At 57.0% G+C, this 17,143-nt stretch carries 17 protein-coding genes; 9 read left to right on the top strand and 8 right to left on the bottom strand.

What is annotated here, in order from left to right; translation table 11 throughout:
* Positions 1-2: 2 nt before the first annotated feature.
* Positions 3-461, top strand: coding sequence for a YchJ family protein (locus DIT71_RS04415; protein ID WP_114612001.1), 459 nt, complete (start codon positions 3-5; stop codon positions 459-461).
* An 11-nt stretch (positions 462-472) separates the two neighbouring features.
* Here the strand turns inward: DIT71_RS04415 and DIT71_RS04410 are convergent, their stop codons facing one another.
* Complete coding sequence (locus DIT71_RS04410; protein ID WP_114612000.1) at positions 473-853, bottom strand: rhodanese-like domain-containing protein; 381 nt, start codon at positions 851-853, stop codon at positions 473-475.
* A 104-nt stretch (positions 854-957) separates the two neighbouring features.
* Between DIT71_RS04410 and rarD the strand changes: the two genes are divergently transcribed.
* A complete protein-coding gene (rarD, locus tag DIT71_RS04405; RefSeq protein ID WP_114611999.1) occupies positions 958-1,848 on the top strand; it encodes an EamA family transporter RarD in 891 nt (296 codons plus the stop codon).
* 17 nt (positions 1,849-1,865) lie between these two features.
* On the opposite strand, the gene DIT71_RS04400 is transcribed toward rarD, so the two are convergent.
* Together DIT71_RS04400 and DIT71_RS04395 are read right to left on the bottom strand one after the other, a co-directional pair.
* A complete protein-coding gene (locus DIT71_RS04400; RefSeq protein ID WP_199490949.1) occupies positions 1,866-2,219 on the bottom strand; it encodes a thiol-disulfide oxidoreductase DCC family protein in 354 nt (117 codons plus the stop codon).
* Positions 2,200-3,579: a CHAD domain-containing protein gene (locus tag DIT71_RS04395; RefSeq protein ID WP_114611997.1), complete on the bottom strand. Its 1,380-nt coding sequence runs from the start codon at positions 3,577-3,579 to the stop codon at positions 2,200-2,202. Before DIT71_RS04395 ends, DIT71_RS04400 begins: the two co-directional genes overlap by 20 nt.
* Positions 3,580-3,796: 217 nt before the next feature.
* Between DIT71_RS04395 and DIT71_RS04390 the strand changes: the two genes are divergently transcribed.
* The 7 genes from DIT71_RS04390 to DIT71_RS04360 all read left to right on the top strand — a co-directional run bounded on the left by DIT71_RS04390 (position 3,797) and on the right by DIT71_RS04360 (position 12,899).
* Positions 3,797-5,473, top strand: a complete 1,677-nt coding sequence (locus DIT71_RS04390) for a methyl-accepting chemotaxis protein (RefSeq protein ID WP_114611996.1) — start codon at positions 3,797-3,799, stop codon at positions 5,471-5,473.
* A 102-nt stretch (positions 5,474-5,575) separates the two neighbouring features.
* Positions 5,576-6,640 (top strand): TRAP transporter substrate-binding protein, encoded by a 1,065-nt coding sequence (locus tag DIT71_RS04385; RefSeq protein ID WP_199490948.1) that lies wholly within the window; start codon positions 5,576-5,578, stop codon positions 6,638-6,640.
* A complete protein-coding gene (gene potA / locus DIT71_RS04380; RefSeq protein ID WP_114611995.1) occupies positions 6,637-7,764 on the top strand; it encodes a spermidine/putrescine ABC transporter ATP-binding protein PotA in 1,128 nt (375 codons plus the stop codon). Before DIT71_RS04385 ends, potA begins: the two co-directional genes overlap by 4 nt.
* Entirely contained in the window at positions 7,757-8,614 is an 858-nt protein-coding gene (potB, locus tag DIT71_RS04375; protein WP_114611994.1) for a spermidine/putrescine ABC transporter permease PotB, read from the top strand. The genes potA and potB overlap by 8 nt, the downstream gene beginning before the upstream one ends.
* Complete coding sequence (potC, locus tag DIT71_RS04370; protein ID WP_114611993.1) at positions 8,614-9,384, top strand: spermidine/putrescine ABC transporter permease PotC; 771 nt, start codon at positions 8,614-8,616, stop codon at positions 9,382-9,384. Before potB ends, potC begins: the two co-directional genes overlap by 1 nt.
* Entirely contained in the window at positions 9,381-10,421 is a 1,041-nt protein-coding gene (locus DIT71_RS04365; protein ID WP_114611992.1) for an extracellular solute-binding protein, read from the top strand. Before potC ends, DIT71_RS04365 begins: the two co-directional genes overlap by 4 nt.
* Positions 10,422-10,625: 204 nt before the next feature.
* Entirely contained in the window at positions 10,626-12,899 is a 2,274-nt protein-coding gene (locus tag DIT71_RS04360) for a GGDEF domain-containing protein (RefSeq protein ID WP_114611991.1), read from the top strand.
* 146 nt (positions 12,900-13,045) lie between these two features.
* Here DIT71_RS04360 and DIT71_RS04355 read toward each other — a convergent pair whose 3' ends face one another.
* From DIT71_RS04355 to DIT71_RS04335, 5 genes are all read right to left on the bottom strand, one after another.
* On the bottom strand, positions 13,046-13,486 hold the full coding sequence (locus DIT71_RS04355) for a universal stress protein (RefSeq protein ID WP_114611990.1): 441 nt from the start codon (positions 13,484-13,486) through the stop codon (positions 13,046-13,048).
* A 32-nt stretch (positions 13,487-13,518) separates the two neighbouring features.
* A complete protein-coding gene (locus tag DIT71_RS04350) occupies positions 13,519-14,802 on the bottom strand; it encodes a TRAP transporter large permease (protein WP_114611989.1) in 1,284 nt (427 codons plus the stop codon).
* Positions 14,803-14,835: 33 nt separating this feature from the next.
* Entirely contained in the window at positions 14,836-15,429 is a 594-nt protein-coding gene (locus DIT71_RS04345; protein ID WP_114611988.1) for a TRAP transporter small permease, read from the bottom strand.
* A gap of 108 nt (positions 15,430-15,537) precedes the next feature.
* A complete protein-coding gene (locus DIT71_RS04340) occupies positions 15,538-16,566 on the bottom strand; it encodes a TRAP transporter substrate-binding protein (RefSeq protein ID WP_114611987.1) in 1,029 nt (342 codons plus the stop codon).
* A gap of 241 nt (positions 16,567-16,807) precedes the next feature.
* Positions 16,808-17,131, bottom strand: a complete 324-nt coding sequence (locus tag DIT71_RS04335) for a high-potential iron-sulfur protein (RefSeq protein WP_114611986.1) — start codon at positions 17,129-17,131, stop codon at positions 16,808-16,810.
* Between the last annotated feature and the right edge of the window lie 12 nt (positions 17,132-17,143).

Below are 17,143 nucleotides of genomic sequence, written 5' to 3'. Positions count from 1 at the left end.
AGATGGTTTCAGATGTCACCCCGGAACTTTGTCCCTGCGGTAGCGGCAAATCGTTCAGTGCCTGCTGCCAGCCTTACCATCACGGCCAGCCGGCACCCACTCCCGAACATCTCATGCGCTCGCGTTTCAGCGCCTTCGTTCTGGGCCTGTCTGATTACCTGATCACCACATGGCATTCCAGCACCCGACCCCGAACGCTGGATCTGAATGGCTCACCTGACTGGACCTCGCTACACATAGTATCGTCTGGTGAGGCGGTCAACGACGGCACCGTTCACTTCCGCGCCCTTTATCGCGTAGCCGGCGGCTGGGGCTATCTGGAAGAACAATCCACGTTCCTCAGGGAGGACGGTCGCTGGTACTATCTCAGCGGTGATACCCGTGAAGGCGTCCTTAAACCGGGCAGGAATGACTCCTGCCCCTGTGGCAGCGGTAAAAAATACAAAGCCTGCTGCCGCTGACCCGTGGGTGGTTACTCGAAAGACGGCAGGTCCGGCTGCACAACGGCTTTGCCCGCTTCTTGCCAGGCATCGAAACCACCGGCGATGGATGTCACGTGCAGGTAACCCATTTCTTTGAGTGCTTTTGCACTGAGTGCCGCACGGCCTGATGTTTTGCAGTAACACACGATGTTCAGGTCACGGTTTTCCAGGGCAGGATCGTTGGTAAACTTGAACTCCAGCATGCCCCGGGAAATATTGACCGCTCCGGGTATGTGGCCGGCGCGGTATTCGTCCGGGTCACGGACATCGACCAGCATATCGGCTTTGTTAATCGCATCGTCTGCCTGCTCCAGCGGAACTTCGCGGATATCCTGCTTTGCCTGTTCAACAAGATCATGAGCGGTTTTCATGGTGTGTCTCCAGAGCGTTGAAGTAATACACCGAGAGTAAGGCATTTGGCGGGCAGGCGTCACCAGCGGTGTGCTAAATTGACGCATCAGACAATGAGGAAGCTATGAAAACCGCCGCACCCGAAGCCACCAGAGGCGTTCTATACGGTCTGTCCGCCTACACCATCTGGGGCTGTTTCCCCTTGTACTTTGCCCTGTTCGCGGGGGTGCCCTCCTATGAAGTGCTGATTCATCGGGTGATCTGGTCCTGCGTTTTCCTGGCTATCGTGGTGACTGTTCTAAAGCGCTGGCGTCCGATCAAAGCAGCCTTGGCACGCCCCGGAAAGCTCGGCTTCGTATTGGGATGCGCGGTGTTTATTGCCCTGAACTGGGGTGTCTACATCTACGCCGTGGAAACACGCCACGTGCTCCAGGCCAGCCTGGGCTATTTCCTCACCCCCCTGGTGAATGTGGGCCTGGGTATGCTGGTGTTGCGGGAGACTATTTCGCGTCTGCAGGTTGTGGCGGTTGCGCTGGCAACCATCGCAATTCTCTACCAGTTTTTCCTGCTGGGCCTGGTACCCTGGATTACCCTGGTGCTGGCCTTCAGCTTTGGCACCTACGGACTGCTGCGCAAGCAGGTTGAGCTGGACGGTCTCTCGGGCCTGTTCGTGGAAACTCTGCTGCTGTTACCGGTGGGGCTGTTGGCTCTGGGATGGCTGGGATCTGCCGGCCAGTCCCACTTCAGCGATAGCGCAACCATCACCGTATTGCTGATCTCCAGCGGCATTGTCACCGCCATCCCGCTGCTGTTTTTTGCCGGTGCCGCCCGCCGTTTACGCCTGGCCACCGTGGGTTTTCTGATGTACATCAACCCCACGCTCCAGTTCTTTATTGCGCTGTTTGTATTTGATGAAGCGATGAGCGGGCAAAAGCTGCTCAGCTTTGTGATGATCTGGATAGCGCTGGCGCTTTATTCCTGGTCCGCCTGGGCCGGGCGGGAACGCTCCGTGTAGTCAAGACCCCGGCGGTGTCAGATCCCGCAGGTGCCACAGGCATACTTCCTGTCATAGCGTTTGTCTGCCCAGTTGCCGTAAATACGCGCTGCCAGGGGATAAATGACCGGCCAGAGCAGTGGCCTGAAAAAGAAACCCAGGCGGGTGTGGGACCAGGCGCGGACATTGGCGGGCAGTCCCACCACCCAGTCGCCGTCGCCGGTCAGCAGATGCAGCCTGCGTAGCAGTGCCTCCCGGTCGGGCAGCGTTTCATTGCGGTTTTCCTCGGCATGGATATCGGCAAAGGTGAGGTTGCCACGCTGAAGTTTTCTCAGGGTAGTGATTTCCTTTGCACACAAAGGGCACTTGCCGTCATAGAACAGGGTGTCCATCAATATCTCCAATAGTCAGGATTTCGTCCCGGACGCTGGACTTTTCTGATTCGAGGTCCTGTATCAGGCTGTTCAGGCCGGCCACGGATTCCAGCATATCGGGCTCGGTGGCAATGCTGTCGCGGAACCTTGCCAGCATACTCAACTGCACGTGCAAGTCCTGGAAATCACCGAACTTCTGTTGCCGATATTTCAGTTGCCTGAGCATTTCACCAAATGCCGGCTTGTCCAGCTCGGCCAGGTAACGTATGCGTTTCAGCCGTTTCCTCAGGCGGTGGAAGTCTTCGTCCGGCGCCTGCTCGCTGAGCTGCTGAGCCAGGATGTCGTACTGCTTTATACGCTTGTCCAGCGCCTTACGGATGTCTCCGCTGGTCAGTTTGCGGGTTATTTTTTTGAAGTGACGGGAAGATATGAGCTGGTGCCAACGCTCCATATCCCTGCGGTATTTTTTACCGGTCAGTCGCTTGGCCAGTGCCTGTTGCTCTGCGTCCGCCAGGTTGGCGAAATAGCTTCTGGCGCCGGAGCTGACCAGCGCTACCCCGGCGCCTTCCCGTAACTGCCACTGCTCAAGATCCGCCAGGAAAACATGAAGGTCTCTCAGCTCGCTGGTGGCCTGGGCGTGTTTCTTCAGGGTTTTCGACGCCTTGCGCAGCTCCGTGTCACTGTGGATCTCACTGATGGATTCGGCGATAGCGCGGCTGCGCCGGATGGCAATGCGATACTGGTGCAGGAACTCATCGTCAAAGCCGCGGATTACGCCGGTCTCAAGATCGCGCATGCGCTGGTACTGGTGCTGGAGTGCCTCGGGAATGTGACGGGTAAGGGGCGTGTCTTTGCTGCCGGGGACCTTTTTACGGTTGCGGTTGAACTGTTCATAGCTGACATCTCTGGGTGTGAGGAACTGCTCCAGCCGGCCCTTGTGCCGTGCCAGCTTGTGCCAGTGTTTCACCGGCAGCGCAATCTGCATGACAGCGGCGGTGGGGAAGCTTTCCGGTCCCTGTTTTAACAGATAGTCCGCCAGTTCCTCCAGGGCAGGGTTGTGGCCAATCAGAGTGATACTGTCCTCATCCTCCCTGGCTCGCAGCCAGTCGATCAATGTCCTGTAGTTGAAGGTATAGAGAGCAGGGTCCACCTGCGTGTTCTGGCGCAGGTCCTCTGGTATCAGGCCATCCAGGGTCTGTCGCGCCCGGGCGGCATCGCTGCAGAATATCGGGCCGTTGAGCACTCCTGCAGCGCGCACCACCTTGCTCATGGGGGCAAGCTGTTTCAGCCCGCGATGGTTCAGTGGGCGCGCGTGGTCACGGAGGCTGTCGTCGGCCCAGCTGGATTTGCCATGTCGGATCAGATACAGGTATTTCATCAGCGCTTTCGCCTTCAGTTCAAGTCCGGTTCAAGTCATTCCACGACCGGCCGATAGCAGTGTAAATGATATTCGCCAGGAGTATGGCAGGTTGGAGTGGGCCTGTTTCCAGGATGCTTTTTGCCTGTTTACCTGCGTTTTACAAACTGGAACACAACCTTGCGCGCCAATGTGGATAATTGCGCCGGGTATCCAATATTTCATGGAGTAATCACAGATGACATTACTGAGCCGGCTAAGCATACGTTCCCGTCTTTTGCTGGGTGTACTGATCCCGGTAGTCATTACGGCGGTAGCCCTTGCCTGGACTACAGTCGCTCAGATTAAAAGTGGCGGTGAAGCTGAGCTCGAGCGCCTGGAAGCCAGCTTGCTTGAGGCGCGCAAAGAAGGCTTGAGGAACCTGGTGGATGCCGCCCGTTCCGTGGTCCTCGAAGCCAAGAACAATCCGCAGCTATCCGACGCCGAAGCCCGTGAACAGGCAAGGAACCGTTTGCGCGCCATCAGCTTTGAGGGCGGCAACTATGTGTTTGCCTATGCCCGCGATCTGCAGAACCTGGCCTACGCACCGGATCCTTCCCGGGAAGGCCCCACAACCAATCCCGACGTGCAAAAGCTGGTTCGCTCGCTGTTCGATGCGGCAGAGAGTGCGGGGTTCTTTGGTTACGACTGGCCCAATCCCGAATCCGGCGAGCTGGAGCCAAAAGTGTCTTACTCAACCCTCATTCCGGGCTGGGACTGGATGATCGGCGCCGGTGTCTATGTCACCGACATCGAGAGGGTAGTGGCTGCGGCCCGGGCTGACATTGAAGAGGAGACTGCTCAGGCTCTGGGCTATATGGTTCTTGAAGCCGCAGTGATTGTGATAATAGCGGTGCTTATCGGTATTTTTGTCGGTCGTACCGTCACCAACCCGCTGAACCGGGTTAGCGCACTGATGAAAGACATCGCCGAGGGTGAGGGCGACCTTCGCAAGCGCCTGCCTGACGAGGGCAACGATGAACTGGCGGAACTGGGTCGTCGCTTCAACGCCTTTGTGGTGAAAATCCAGGACACCATCCGGGAAGTTGGCGCCACGACCGATCAGGTGGCCTCCGCTGCTGAAGAGCTGAGTCGCGTTGCCACGGAAACCCGGGCATCGGTCCAGGAGCAGGGCTCCGAGACCGACCAGATTGCCTCGGCCATTAATGAAATGGCTGCGACCATCCAGCAGATTTCCGGTAATGCCAACTCGGTGGAGAGTGCGGCATCGGATGCCGACAAGTTGGCGCGGGATGGCGGTGAGACCATTGCCAATGCCCAGTCTTCCGTCAACCAGTTGTCGGAAGAAATTGACGCAAGTTCTACCCGCATCAGTAATCTGGCCGAGAAAACCGATGAGATCACCCAGGTGCTGGACGTAATCCACGCGGTGACGGATCAGACCAACCTGCTGGCATTGAACGCCGCGATCGAGGCAGCCCGGGCCGGCGAGCACGGTCGTGGCTTCTCGGTGGTTGCAGACGAAGTGCGCCAGCTGGCGAAACGCAGTGCCGAATCCGCTGACCAGATTCGTGGCATGATTGATGGCTTCGTGACCGAGTCCCGGGCCGCCGTTGAGCGGATGGATGCCTCCCGTACCCGGTCCACCGAGACCGTCGAGCGCATCAACCACGCCACGGATGCCCTGCGCACTATTGAGAAGTCCGTGGGCCACATTCACGATCAGGTTACCCAGATAGCGACTGCCGCTGAGCAGCAAAGCCAGGTGGCTGAGGAAATCAACCAGAACGTGGTGCGCATCGTGGACGCGGCGCAGCGAAGCGATACCGGTGTCACCCAGACCAACGAAGCCAGCCATGAGCTCGCAAGACTGGGTGAGAGCCTGCGTGATCTGGTAGGGCAGTTCAAGGTATAGATCCGTTACCGCCGGCCGGTTGACGATTGGCGTCAGCCGGCCGGCACGCTATGATGTGGGCCTTCTGATCCAACTCCAATAACAATGGAAACGGGCTCGCTTATGAACATTCTCAAAACCTTCCTGTTCACGCTGGTTCTGTCGCTGGCAAGCACCTCGCTGGCTGCGCAGGAAACCTATACCATCCGCCTGGCCGAAACCTGGGGGCCTAACTCCCCGATTCTGGGTGAAACGCCCCGCAACATGGCCGCCATGGCAGAGAAAATGTCCGGTGGGCGCCTGAAGTTCCGCATCGATTCGTCCAACAAGCACAAGGCGCCATTCGGCATCTTCGACATGGTGAAAGCGGGCCAGTACGACATGGGGCACACCGCGTCCTATTACTACAAAGGCTCGATTCCCAACGCCATGTACTTCACCACCGTGCCTTTCGGAATGATTGCGCCGGAGCAGTACGCCTGGTTTTACTACGGCGACGGCATGGAGCTGATGCAAAAGGTCTACCGGCCCCATGGCCTGCTGTCATTCCCGGGCGGCAACACCGGTAACCAGATGGGCGGCTGGTTCCGCGAAGAAATCGAGAGCGTGGAGGATCTTCAGGGTCTGAAAATGCGCACGCCTGGCTTTGCGGGTGAAGTCATGGCCGAGGTCGGTGTCGCTGTGACCAATATCCCGCCGGGCGAGCTCTACAGCGCGCTGGAAAGGGGCACGATCGACGCTCTGGAATGGGTAGGTCCCGCGCTTGACTTCCAGATGGGCTTTCACCAGATTGCGAAATACTACTATTCCGGCTGGCAGGAACCGGGTGCGGAAGTACAGTTCCTGATCAACGAGAAAACCTGGAACAAGCTGCCCGCCGAGTTGCAGGAAATCCTGCGGGTTGCCATGCGCACCGCCGCCTACGACATGTATATCCAGAGCACCCACGCAAGTGGCGTGGCCTGGGATCGCATGAAGGAAGACTATCCGGATGTTACCCACAAGACGTTCCCGCCGGAGGTAATCGAAGCGCTGCGCGAGGCGACGGAAAAGCTGCTGGCGGAAGAGGCGCAGAGGGATGAACTGGCCAGGGAGATCATCACCTCCCAGCAGGACTACCTGAAACAGGTTCGCCAGTGGACCAACATTTCTGACAAGGCCTATCTCAACAGCGTTTCGAGTGAATGAAAAAGACCCTGCTTTCCCTGAAGAACGTCTCCAAGGCGTTCGCCGGCAAGACCGTGCTGGACTCGCTGGACCTGGATATCCTCGACGGCGAGTTCATCACCCTGCTGGGCCCCTCGGGTTGCGGTAAAACCACCCTGTTGCGCCTGATGGCGGGTTTCGAGCAGCCTGACGTCGGGTCGGTGACCCTCTCCGGCCACGACATTACCCACACGCCCCCTGAGTACCGTCCCCTCAATACCGTGTTCCAGAACTACGCCCTGTTTCCCCATATGTCGGTGTACGATAACGTCGCCTATGGCCTGAAAATGGAAAAGCGGCCCAAAGGAGAGATTCGCCAGCGGGTGGATGAGGTGCTGGCGATGGTCCAGCTACAGGACTTTGCCCGGCGCAAGCCTCACCAGCTGTCGGGCGGCCAGCAGCAACGGGTGGCCATCGCCCGGGCAGTGGTCAAGCGGCCGCAGCTGCTTTTGCTGGACGAGCCCCTGTCTGCCCTCGACTACAAGTTGCGCCGTACCATGCAGGTGGAGCTGAAGCGCCTGCAGCGGGAATTGGGTATCACCTTCGTGTTTGTCACCCACGACCAGGAAGAAGCCCTGTCAATGTCGGACCGGGTGGTGGTGCTGAAAGAGGGTGAGGTCCAGCAGCTGGGCACGCCCCGGGAAATCTACGAGCGGCCTGCCAATCTCTTCACCGCGCGCTTCGTGGGCGAAACCAACCTGTTTCCCGGTTATCTGGATTCCGTGGCCGCGGATACCATCACCGTGGACATTCTGGGCGTAAGCCGCAAGCTGCAGAAACCGGCATTCGCTGTGCGTAACGGAGAACAGGTCAATGTGTTGCTGCGCCCGGAAGACATTCGCGTGCTTGCTCCCGAGGATGAACACGGTCTGCCCGGGAAAATTGTGGAGCGCAACTACAAGGGCAGCACACTGGACTCGGTGATTCACCTGGAGGATGGCACCGAGGTGCTGGCCAGTGAGTTCTTTGACGAGGACGATCCCACCTTCGACTACAAACTGGGAGAACCGGTGCGGGTCAGCTGGGTGGATGGCTGGGAGTGGCTATTGCCGGTAGAGCTGGAGCCGGTGGCTGAAGAGGCGGAAGGGCTGGTCGCGGATGCATAGAGTGTTACAGCAGCCCTTCAAAACCGCGGTACTGGTGCTGGTCTGGGGCTGGCTGCTATTTCTGGTGCTCACCCCCAATCTGCTGGTGGTGGGCGCCAGCGTGATGACCCGGGATCCGGGCACCTTTATCTCGCTACCGCTGAACCTCGATGCCTACCGGCAACTGTTCGACCCCCTGTACCTTGATGTGTTTCTCCATTCGCTCTATATGGCGGCGATGACGACGCTGGTGTGCCTGCTGATTGGCTATCCCTTTGCCTGGTCGCTGTCAAAGGTCGGCAAGCAACGGCAGCTGTTGCTGATCTTCCTGCTGATCGTACCTTTCTGGACCAATTCCCTGGTGCGCACCTACGCGCTCAAGCTGATCCTGGCCACCAACGGTTTGCTCAACAGTGCCCTGATGCCGCTCGGGCTGATCGATGAGCCCCTGAAGCTGCTTTACACCGAAGGTGCCGTGATCATCGGGCTGGTTTACCTGTTGCTGCCTTTCATGATCCTGCCGCTGTATTCGGTGTTCGAGGACCTCCGTCAGGAGTTGCTGCTGGCCTCCCACGATCTTGGCGCGGGGCGGCTGTCGACGTTCATCCATGTCATCGTGCCACTGACCCTTCCCGGAGTTCTTGCCGGCGTGATGCTGGTGCTGCTGCCGGCCATGGGGCTGTTTTTTGTGCCGGATATTCTCGGCGGCTCCAGAAACCTGCTGGTGGGCAACGTCATCAAGAACCAGTTCCTGGATGCCCGCAACTGGCCCTTTGGTGCTGCCGCCAGCATTGTGCTGACCGTGACCATGGCGTTTCTGATGTTCGCCCACCGGCTCAGTAAACGGCGTCTTGGTGAGGAGGGCGGTTGATGACCCGCTGGTTGCCCCGTACTTATCTGGCTCTGGTTTACCTGCTGGTCTACCTGCCCATTCTGGTGCTGGTGGTGTTCTCGTTCAATGAATCCCGCACGGGATACAGCTGGGAAGGGTTGAGCCTGCGCTGGTATGAGTCACTGTTCAATAACCGGGCCATGGTGGGCGCTATGTGGAACTCCCTCTGGCTGGCGCTTTCGGCGGCTACGGTCTCCACTGTGATTGGCGGGCTGACGGCCCTGGCCCTGCACCGCTATCGGTTTCGTGGCAAGAAACTGCTCAATGGCATGCTGTTCGTGGTAATGATGTCGCCGGAGATTGTGCTGGCCATCTCCCTTCTTGCGCTGTTCCTGCTGGTGGGTTTGCAGCTGGGCTATGTGTCCCTGTTACTGGCCCATGTGACCTTTTGCCTGCCGTTCGTGGTGATTACGGTGATGGCACGGCTGAGCGGCTTTGATGATAGCCTGCCGGAAGCCGCGCGGGATCTTGGCGCCTCCGATTTCACCATGACCCGCACGGTACTGATTCCGGTGATCATGCCGGCGTTACTGGCAGGCTGGCTGTTAGGGTTTACACTGTCCCTCGATGATGTGGTGGTCAGTACGTTTGTCAGTGGCCCCAGTTACGAGATCCTGCCCCTGCGTATCTATTCCATGGTACGGGTGGGCCTGAAACCCGAGGTGAATGCCCTGGGCACACTGTTGCTGGTGTTCTCACTGGTTATGCTGATGTTGTCTCAATGGATTCTGATAAGGAGCAAACGATGAAGAAGCTGGTACTGGCCGGTCTGCTGGCCGTGGGATTGACAGGCTGCAGTTCCGAGGAACCGCAGGTTCTCAATCTCTATAACTGGTCTGAATACATGCCCCAGACTGTCCTCGACCGATTTACCGAGGAAACCGGCATAGCGGTGGTCTACACCACTTATGATAGCAACGAATCCATGTATGCCAAGCTGAAACTGCTGGACGAAAGCGCCGCCTACGATCTGGCGGTGCCCTCAACCTATTACGTCAGCAAGATGCGCCAGGAAGATCTGCTGATGCCCATTGACCGTGGCGAGATCGAGGGTTTCGACGAGCTGGATCCGGAGCTCACCAACCTGGACATTGATCCTGACAACCAGTACAGCATCCCCTATCTCTGGGGTACTACCGGCCTCGCCGTGGATACCTCCGACGTTGAGGGCGAGCCGGTGAAAGCCTGGAGCAATCTCTGGGACGAGCGCTTCGAGGGCCGGGTGATGCTGACCAACGACATGCGTGAAGTCTTCCACGTGGGTCTGCTGGTTCTGGGCTATTCCGGCAACAGCACCGACCCCGAGGAGATTGAGGCGGCGTACGAAAAGCTGGCTGAACTGATGCCGTCGGTTCGTACCTTCAATTCCGATGCACCCCGCATGCCCTATCTGGAAGGGGAAACCGACGTGGGTATGATCTGGAACGGCGAAGCCGTCATGGGAAAAGAGATCATGCCCAGCCTGGAATACGTCTATCCGGAGGAAGGTATCATCGCCTGGCTGGACAGCTTCGTGATTCCGAAGAATGCCAAGAATCCGGAAGCCGCGCACAAGTTCATCAGCTTTGTGCTGCAGCCTGAGATTTCGGCACTGATCAGCGAAGAGATTGGCTACGCGACACCGAATCTGGCGGCGCGCGAACTTCTGCCGGAGGAGGTGGCGAACAACCGGGCCAGCTATCCGACAGCCACGGACATGATCAATGCCGAATTCCAGGCCGACATCGGCGACGAGGCCCTGCAGGTCTATGCGAAATATTGGGAAATGCTCAAGTCCGGGCAGTAACCTCCTGTTGCCGGCAACTTGCCCCGGTATCAGATCCCCGGGGCGATAAAATCCGGTGCAATGCCGGACTGTGCAATGCAGTCCGGAGTAACAGTCTTAAGATCCAAACGTCAAAGCTTGTGTCTATCACCTTTTTGCAAGAGTTTAATGGTAACGGTGTTCTATAATGTGGACTGTATCCCAAAGCGACAGGCACCACACTGTATGCAGATGCTGCCCCTCTTGAAGGTTGGAAGCCTGACTTTCCTCATCACCATCCTGAGCTTTTGTCTGTCGCAAGCGGCTTTTGCAGCGGTTGATATCGATGAGGGCTGGGAGTACCGATGGGGAGACTCACCGTTTTCAGAGGATGATGTTCCCCAATGGACCCGGGCCGACGATCCGGAGCAGTGGCAGGCCATCGGATTTCCCTCCAACCCGCCAGATAGGGAGGGGCGGGACCAGATCTGGTACCGGGTTACCCTGCCCGACGGCCAATGGCAGGAACCGGTCCTCTACATCTTCAGCGTGGACCTCATAGTTCAGGTATGGCTGGACGGCGAGAACATCTACCAGTACGGCACTTTTGACGACCAGGGCAGGGGCCGGTTCGAAGGCTGGCCATGGCATGCCGTTCCCTTGCCAGAGGATTTCGGCGGCAAGCAGGTCTACTTCCGCATCTTCTCGGATTACACGGACATCGGTTTGTGGGGGGAAGTGTCCATCATGAACCGGCCTGATCTCACCCTGTTTATCCTGGAAAACTCCCTGGAAGCGCTGGTTATCGCAGGGTTTTCCGCACTGATTGCGTTGCTGTCACTGATATTTGCCCTGCTCCAGAACGAGAAAAAGAGCTTTGGCAGCATCGCACTGTTTTCCCTGTCGTCGGCGGTGCTGTTGCTCTCTGAGAGCCAGGCAAGCCAGCTGCTTTGGGACGCTCCGTTAGTCTGGGATTATCTGGCGGCTGGTTCCTACTACCTGTTGCCGGTGGCCATGGCGCTGCTGCTGGAACAGTGGTTCAGTAATCACCACCCCTGGCTGATCAATCTGGTCTGGAAAATACACCTGGTCTATGCGGTCGGGGCCATCGGCTTGGCGTTAACGGGGGTTGTCGACCTGTCTTCCACATTCCCCCCGTTCGACGCCCTGCTTCTGGTCTCTCTGGTTACCATCGCCATGGTTGTGATCCGGCGGTTCCGCCAGTTGCTCATTGAGCAACAGGTTATACTCGGCGCTTATGGCATCTTCTGCAGCCTGCTGGTGGCGGATATGGCCGTGGCCCACGGGTTTCTGCCGTGGTGGCGGGTGCCTGTCAGCTGGGGTACGCTGGTCTTTTCACTGGCCGTGGTGCTGATCTCACTGTGGCACTACGCTCGCACCCAGCAGGCGCTACACCAGCTGAACCTGTCACTTGAGCAGCAGGTTGGCGAACGAACCGAAAAGGCGGAGGCGCTGGCCCGTCTTGAGCAGGCGCGGGTTCGTCTGCTCACCTTCGAGAATGAAAAAACCCGTGTTCTCAATGACATCATCGCGGAATTGCAGGATTGCATTACCCTGAACCAGACATTTTCTGTGCTGGCACGACGGCTTCCTGACTTGTGTAGTCCGCTTAAAGGAAAGCTCTACCAGAGAGTGGATGATGGCAGGGCCTTTGCGCTACTGACCCGCTGGGGCTACGCCGGAGAGCCGGAAGCACCCGCCCGGATTGAAACTCCCGATGGCCCGCCTCCACAGAATCTTATTCCGACCCTCCATAGCGCCGGCGGTGGTGAATCCGGTCAGTGGGACGGGGGCATCGATAACTCTCTGTGCCTGTGGATCAGCATCCAGTCGGCCAGCGAGGGGCAGATAGTCATGGCGGTGCTGTTCGTTGAGGTGCCGGAAGAGTTCGCCCGGGAAAGCACAGATTACGGCGCGGCGAGGCTTTTTCAGGCACTGAGCCAAGGTGTCCAGAAAATCGGTATCGCACTTTCAAACATCGGTCTGCGGGAGGAACTTCACAAATATTCCTATGAAGACGGGCTTACCGGCCTGAAGAACCGCCGTTATTTTGACCAGCTGCTTGAGCACGAATCCGCCGTGGCCCTGCGCAGTGATCAGCCATTGTCCCTGCTGATCGTGGATATCGATCACTTCAAACAGTTCAATGACAGCCATGGCCACGAGGCCGGCGACTCGGCGCTTAAAGCTGTGGCCGGCATGCTGGCCAGGCACTTCCGCGATAGCGATGTGGTGTGCCGCTTTGGTGGTGAGGAGTTTGTCATCATCATGGCAGGCTCCAGCGCCAACGCCGCCTATGACAAGGCCATGGAGCTGGCCAGAGCCATTCGGTCAATGCCGATAGAACACGGCGCCACCAATCTGGGCCGGGTTACCATTTCGGTTGGGGTGGCAAGCTGGCCCGAGTGCAGCGAATCCCCGGAAAACCTGCTGGGGCTCGCCGACCGGGCCCTATACCGGGCCAAGGAGGCCGGTCGGGATCGGGTGGAGATAGCCTAGGGCCAGTTCCAGATAGCGCTGTCGAAATCCGGTGAAAGAAGACACCAACGCCGAGCAGGCCACAAGCCAGAATATAACCTCAGAGACTGAAGTTCAGAAAATGGTCGACAGCGGTTGCGGTTCATCCTTAAATCAATCGGTTGTCCTTACACGATAAGAACCGGGCATTTCGCCTTCGAAGCGACACGGTGCGAGACGCTGCCAAGCAACATCCCATCTTTGTCACTGTGGGTCCCCCGGGTGCCAACGACAATCAGGTCTACGCCCTTTTCCTCGGCAAACTTGACGAGCACACTTGAAGGGCGCCCAGCCTTGACGAACCCGCGGACTTTCACTGCCCCCTTTTCTTCCGCCACTCCCTTGGCGTGATTAACGACATCTTTTGCGTATTCCGACAATGCCTTGTCAGGAATATCCATGCCTTCGGGACGCTCGATCGACATGGATGCCTCGAACAGGCTGTGGTGCTTGTAGACGCAGATCAGATAGATCTCCGCCTCCATTAGCTTCTGCAACTCGATGGCCTTGTCCATGGCCTTGAAGGAGGACTTGGAACCGTCAACGGCCACCAGGATTTTTTTGAACATGTTCTTCTCCCTGAAATTGGTCTCTGCAGCCCTCAGCGGAATGCCATGTCACGCAGGAACAGCGCAATTTGCGGGAAGGCGATGAGCAGCCCCGCAGAGGCTACCAGCATAAATATAAATGGCGGGGTACCACGAATGACTTCCCAGTATGGGCGCTTGAATATGGCGATGGCGGTAAATATGTCACAGCCGAAGGGAGGCGTTGCGGACCCGATGGCCACCTGCAGGGTGATCAGTACGCCTACCAGCACGGGGTCCAGACCCGTGGACTCGATGGCGGGCGCGAAAATGGGCGTCAGCACCAGAATGACCACGATAGGGTCAACAAACATACAGGCAACGAAGAAGGCGATACAGATGGTGATCATTACCCCAACCGGACCCATATCAGCGATCCCGACCGATTCAAGTATGGCCTGAGGAATCTGGGCAAAGGAAATAATCCATGAGAAACCAGTACCGACCGCTACCAGAATGAACACCACCGCGGTAATGAGGCCGGTGGATTTTGCGATTCGGTAAATGTCCGGCAGCTTGAGTGACCGGAACACCACGAACTCCAGTAGGAAGGCGTACAACACGCAGACAGCCGCCGCCTCTGTGGGGCTGAAAATGCCGCCATAGATGCCGCCGACAATGATGACCGGGAAGAAAAGTGGCCATAGGGCTTCGCGCATGGCTACGCCTCGTTGACCCCAGGTGGACTTTTCCTCGGTGGGTAGATTGTTGATGCGAGCATAGATCAGGCAATAAATCGAAAACATGGCCAGAATCATAAGCCCCGGGCCTATACCGGCAATGAACAGCTCGGCAATGGAAGTTTCAGAGATAACCCCGTAAATAATGAAACCGATACTGGGAGGGATCAGAAAAGCAATGTCACTGGCGTTGATGATCAGCGCCAGTGAAAACGAGTCGGAATAACCTGCTTTGAGCAGTTTTGGCCGCAGGGGAGAACCTACAGCCACAACCGTGGCCTGAGTGGATCCGGATACAGCACCAAACAACGTACAGGACGTGGCTGTACTGATGGCCAGCCCGCCTTTCACATGGCCAATGAACGCCATCACCATGTTGATAAGCCTGTCAGCGGACTGACCGCGGGTCATGATGTCTGCCGCCAGAATAAACATCGGTACCGCGATCAGTGATGCCGGGCGAATACCCGCCATCATCTGCTGTACGAAGGTTCCCATCTGTCCGAAGCCATCGAACATCATTACGAATCCAACAACAGCACCGGCGATCAAAGGCACCATCATCGGGAAGCCCAACAGAAGCAGCCCGATCATGATCACCATCATTATAGTTGCCATGAATTTTTCCTTTATTAATGCAGCTTCAGAGGGTCAGACCTCGGACTCGGAATCTGTGTAGCCATCAACCACACCAGTGGAGAGGTAAACATCCTTGCTGGTGAAGTTCTTGATAGCGGTAAGTAAATATTGAATGCCGGTAATGGCAAAGCCGACTGGCGCCCAGATGTATATCCACCAGATTTCGATCCCGAGCGCCGGGAGAATCCGTCCACGGCTGGCGAGAGTTTCGATATAGAAATAGGAGTGGTAACAGAGGAAAAACATCAGCACCGAGGTGACTAGAGCAATGAAGATCATGAGTACTTTCCGCCCTTTGGGGGGAATAGCATCGTAGATCGCAGACATGCGGATATGCCGACCATGACGGGCCGCATAACCAATACCGGCAAAGGTGATGAGGATAATCAGTATCCGGTTAACCTCACCTGAAAAGAACATGCCCTCGCCCAACACATACCGCGCAATTACATTGGCGCAGGTGTTAACTGCCATGAGGATCACGCCCATAGCGAGCATGAAAGCCTCTACTTTACTGATAAAGACGTCGATGGTTCCCAGGAACCCGGGCAGGCCGGACTCAAAGGTGCCGGTGTCGTCTTCTAGATCCGGGGAATTTTCGGACATGGGCACGCTCCAAGGCATTCCGCTCCCTACCGGTGGAGAGGGCCGCGGCGGGGCGGAGTTAAAACTGATTCCCGCCGACCCATGCCGGCGGGAATGGTTCCTTCAGGTTCAGTCTTTCTGAACTTCCTTGAGATCTTCCTTGAACTGGTTGAGCAGTTCTTCACCGGATTCACCGGTCATCTCAATGAACTTTTCTTCGACCTGCGGTGCGCGGGCCTTGAACGCTTCGATCTGCTCATCGTCCAGACGAGTAACGGTCACTTCGTCGCTGGCCGCCTTGATTTTTTCAAGGGCTTCATCAGCGAGGCCATCAATGTGAACAATGATCTTCTCGAATGCGTAGTCAGCTGCGTCCTGGATGAGCTTCTGATCTTCGTCAGACAGACCTTCGTAAAAATCCAGGTTGGCCATCATCGCGGTTGTGAACCAGCCGTGGCTGGTGAAGGTCAGGTGCGGAGATACTTCGTACAGACCGCCGGACTCGATCCAGAAAATCGGGTTTTCCTGACCCTGAATCATGTTGGTCTGCAGTGCGCCGTAAACCTCGCCCCACGGTAAGGGTGTTGCCGTCGCGCCAAAGGCGTTGTAGGTCTCTGCCAGTAGCGGATTGGTCATTACCCGGATCTTCTTGTTTTTGAAGTCCGCGGGCTCAGTAATCGGCTCGTTAGCGGTTACGACCATCTCGCCTTCCGGGTACATCTGCAGAAGCTTAAGGCCGTTCTCGGCGTAAAGCTCCGGAAACATCTTGTTGATGGCCTCGCTTTCGCGGAAGAACTCAATCACCGTGTCCATGTCGGTCGGCATCAGATAAGGAATGAAGAAGATCTGGGCTTCCGGAATCAGAGATCCGGTGAAGCCCGGGGACTGGTTCACGAACTGGAGAATGCCCGCCTGGGTCTGCCCCATGATGTCGTCGGATTCGCCCAGCTCACCGAAGCGGTAGACCTGAACGGTGTGGTCGGAGTTGTCTTCAATATGCTCCTTGAAGTCATAAGCGAATACGTCCTGTACATCACCTTCATATTCTTCGTGCGCATAACGCCAAGTTGCGGCGTTAACCGAATTGGCTGCCGTCATTGCGGCAAATGCAAACGCAGAAAATCCTGCCACTTTCTTGAACTTGCTCAAGCTACTCATCGTGTCATCTCCGTTATTTTTCACTGCAAATTATTGTTACATTCATAAAGACTGGCAAAACAATGCTGTTTTCGCAAGAAATTGAACGAATAGATTTCGGAGCGCACCAACGTGGGGCGGAACAATATAAATATTCGGAATAAAAGAACAAATCGAAAGGCGGACGCCCTGTGACAGTGCGGTAGGTCGTGAAAAAGCCCCGGAATGATGCTTTTCCGGGGCCTGAAATCCGGTTACAGAGTTAGCCTCCTGGCACCCAGGTACTGCACCAGCCATTGGCGTTTACCAGTACATCGCTGAACTGTGGGTGGCGGCATTTACCCCAGCCGTCAGACTCCTCACCGGCCCAAAACGCACATCCGTCACACTGACGGCCTTCCTGGTATTTCTCATGATTGGAGTCGGCGGCATTGTTGACATAATCAAGAGCGTGACCGTCCTCGGCCTTGGGCATTGCGGCCCGGGCCTGGGGCGAGTGGGTAGCGAACTTTGCCAGGGGGATAGCGGCAACACCCAGGGCGGCGGTGCGCAGAAATACGCGGCGGCTTTCGTTGACTTTACTCATGGTCGTTTCCTC

Source organism: Marinobacter vulgaris (assembly GCF_003344045.1).
In the GTDB taxonomy this organism is placed as follows: Bacteria; Pseudomonadota; Gammaproteobacteria; order Pseudomonadales; family Oleiphilaceae; genus Marinobacter; species Marinobacter vulgaris.
Note: the sequence above shows the minus strand (reverse complement) of the source record. Positions and strands in the feature narration are given on the sequence as shown.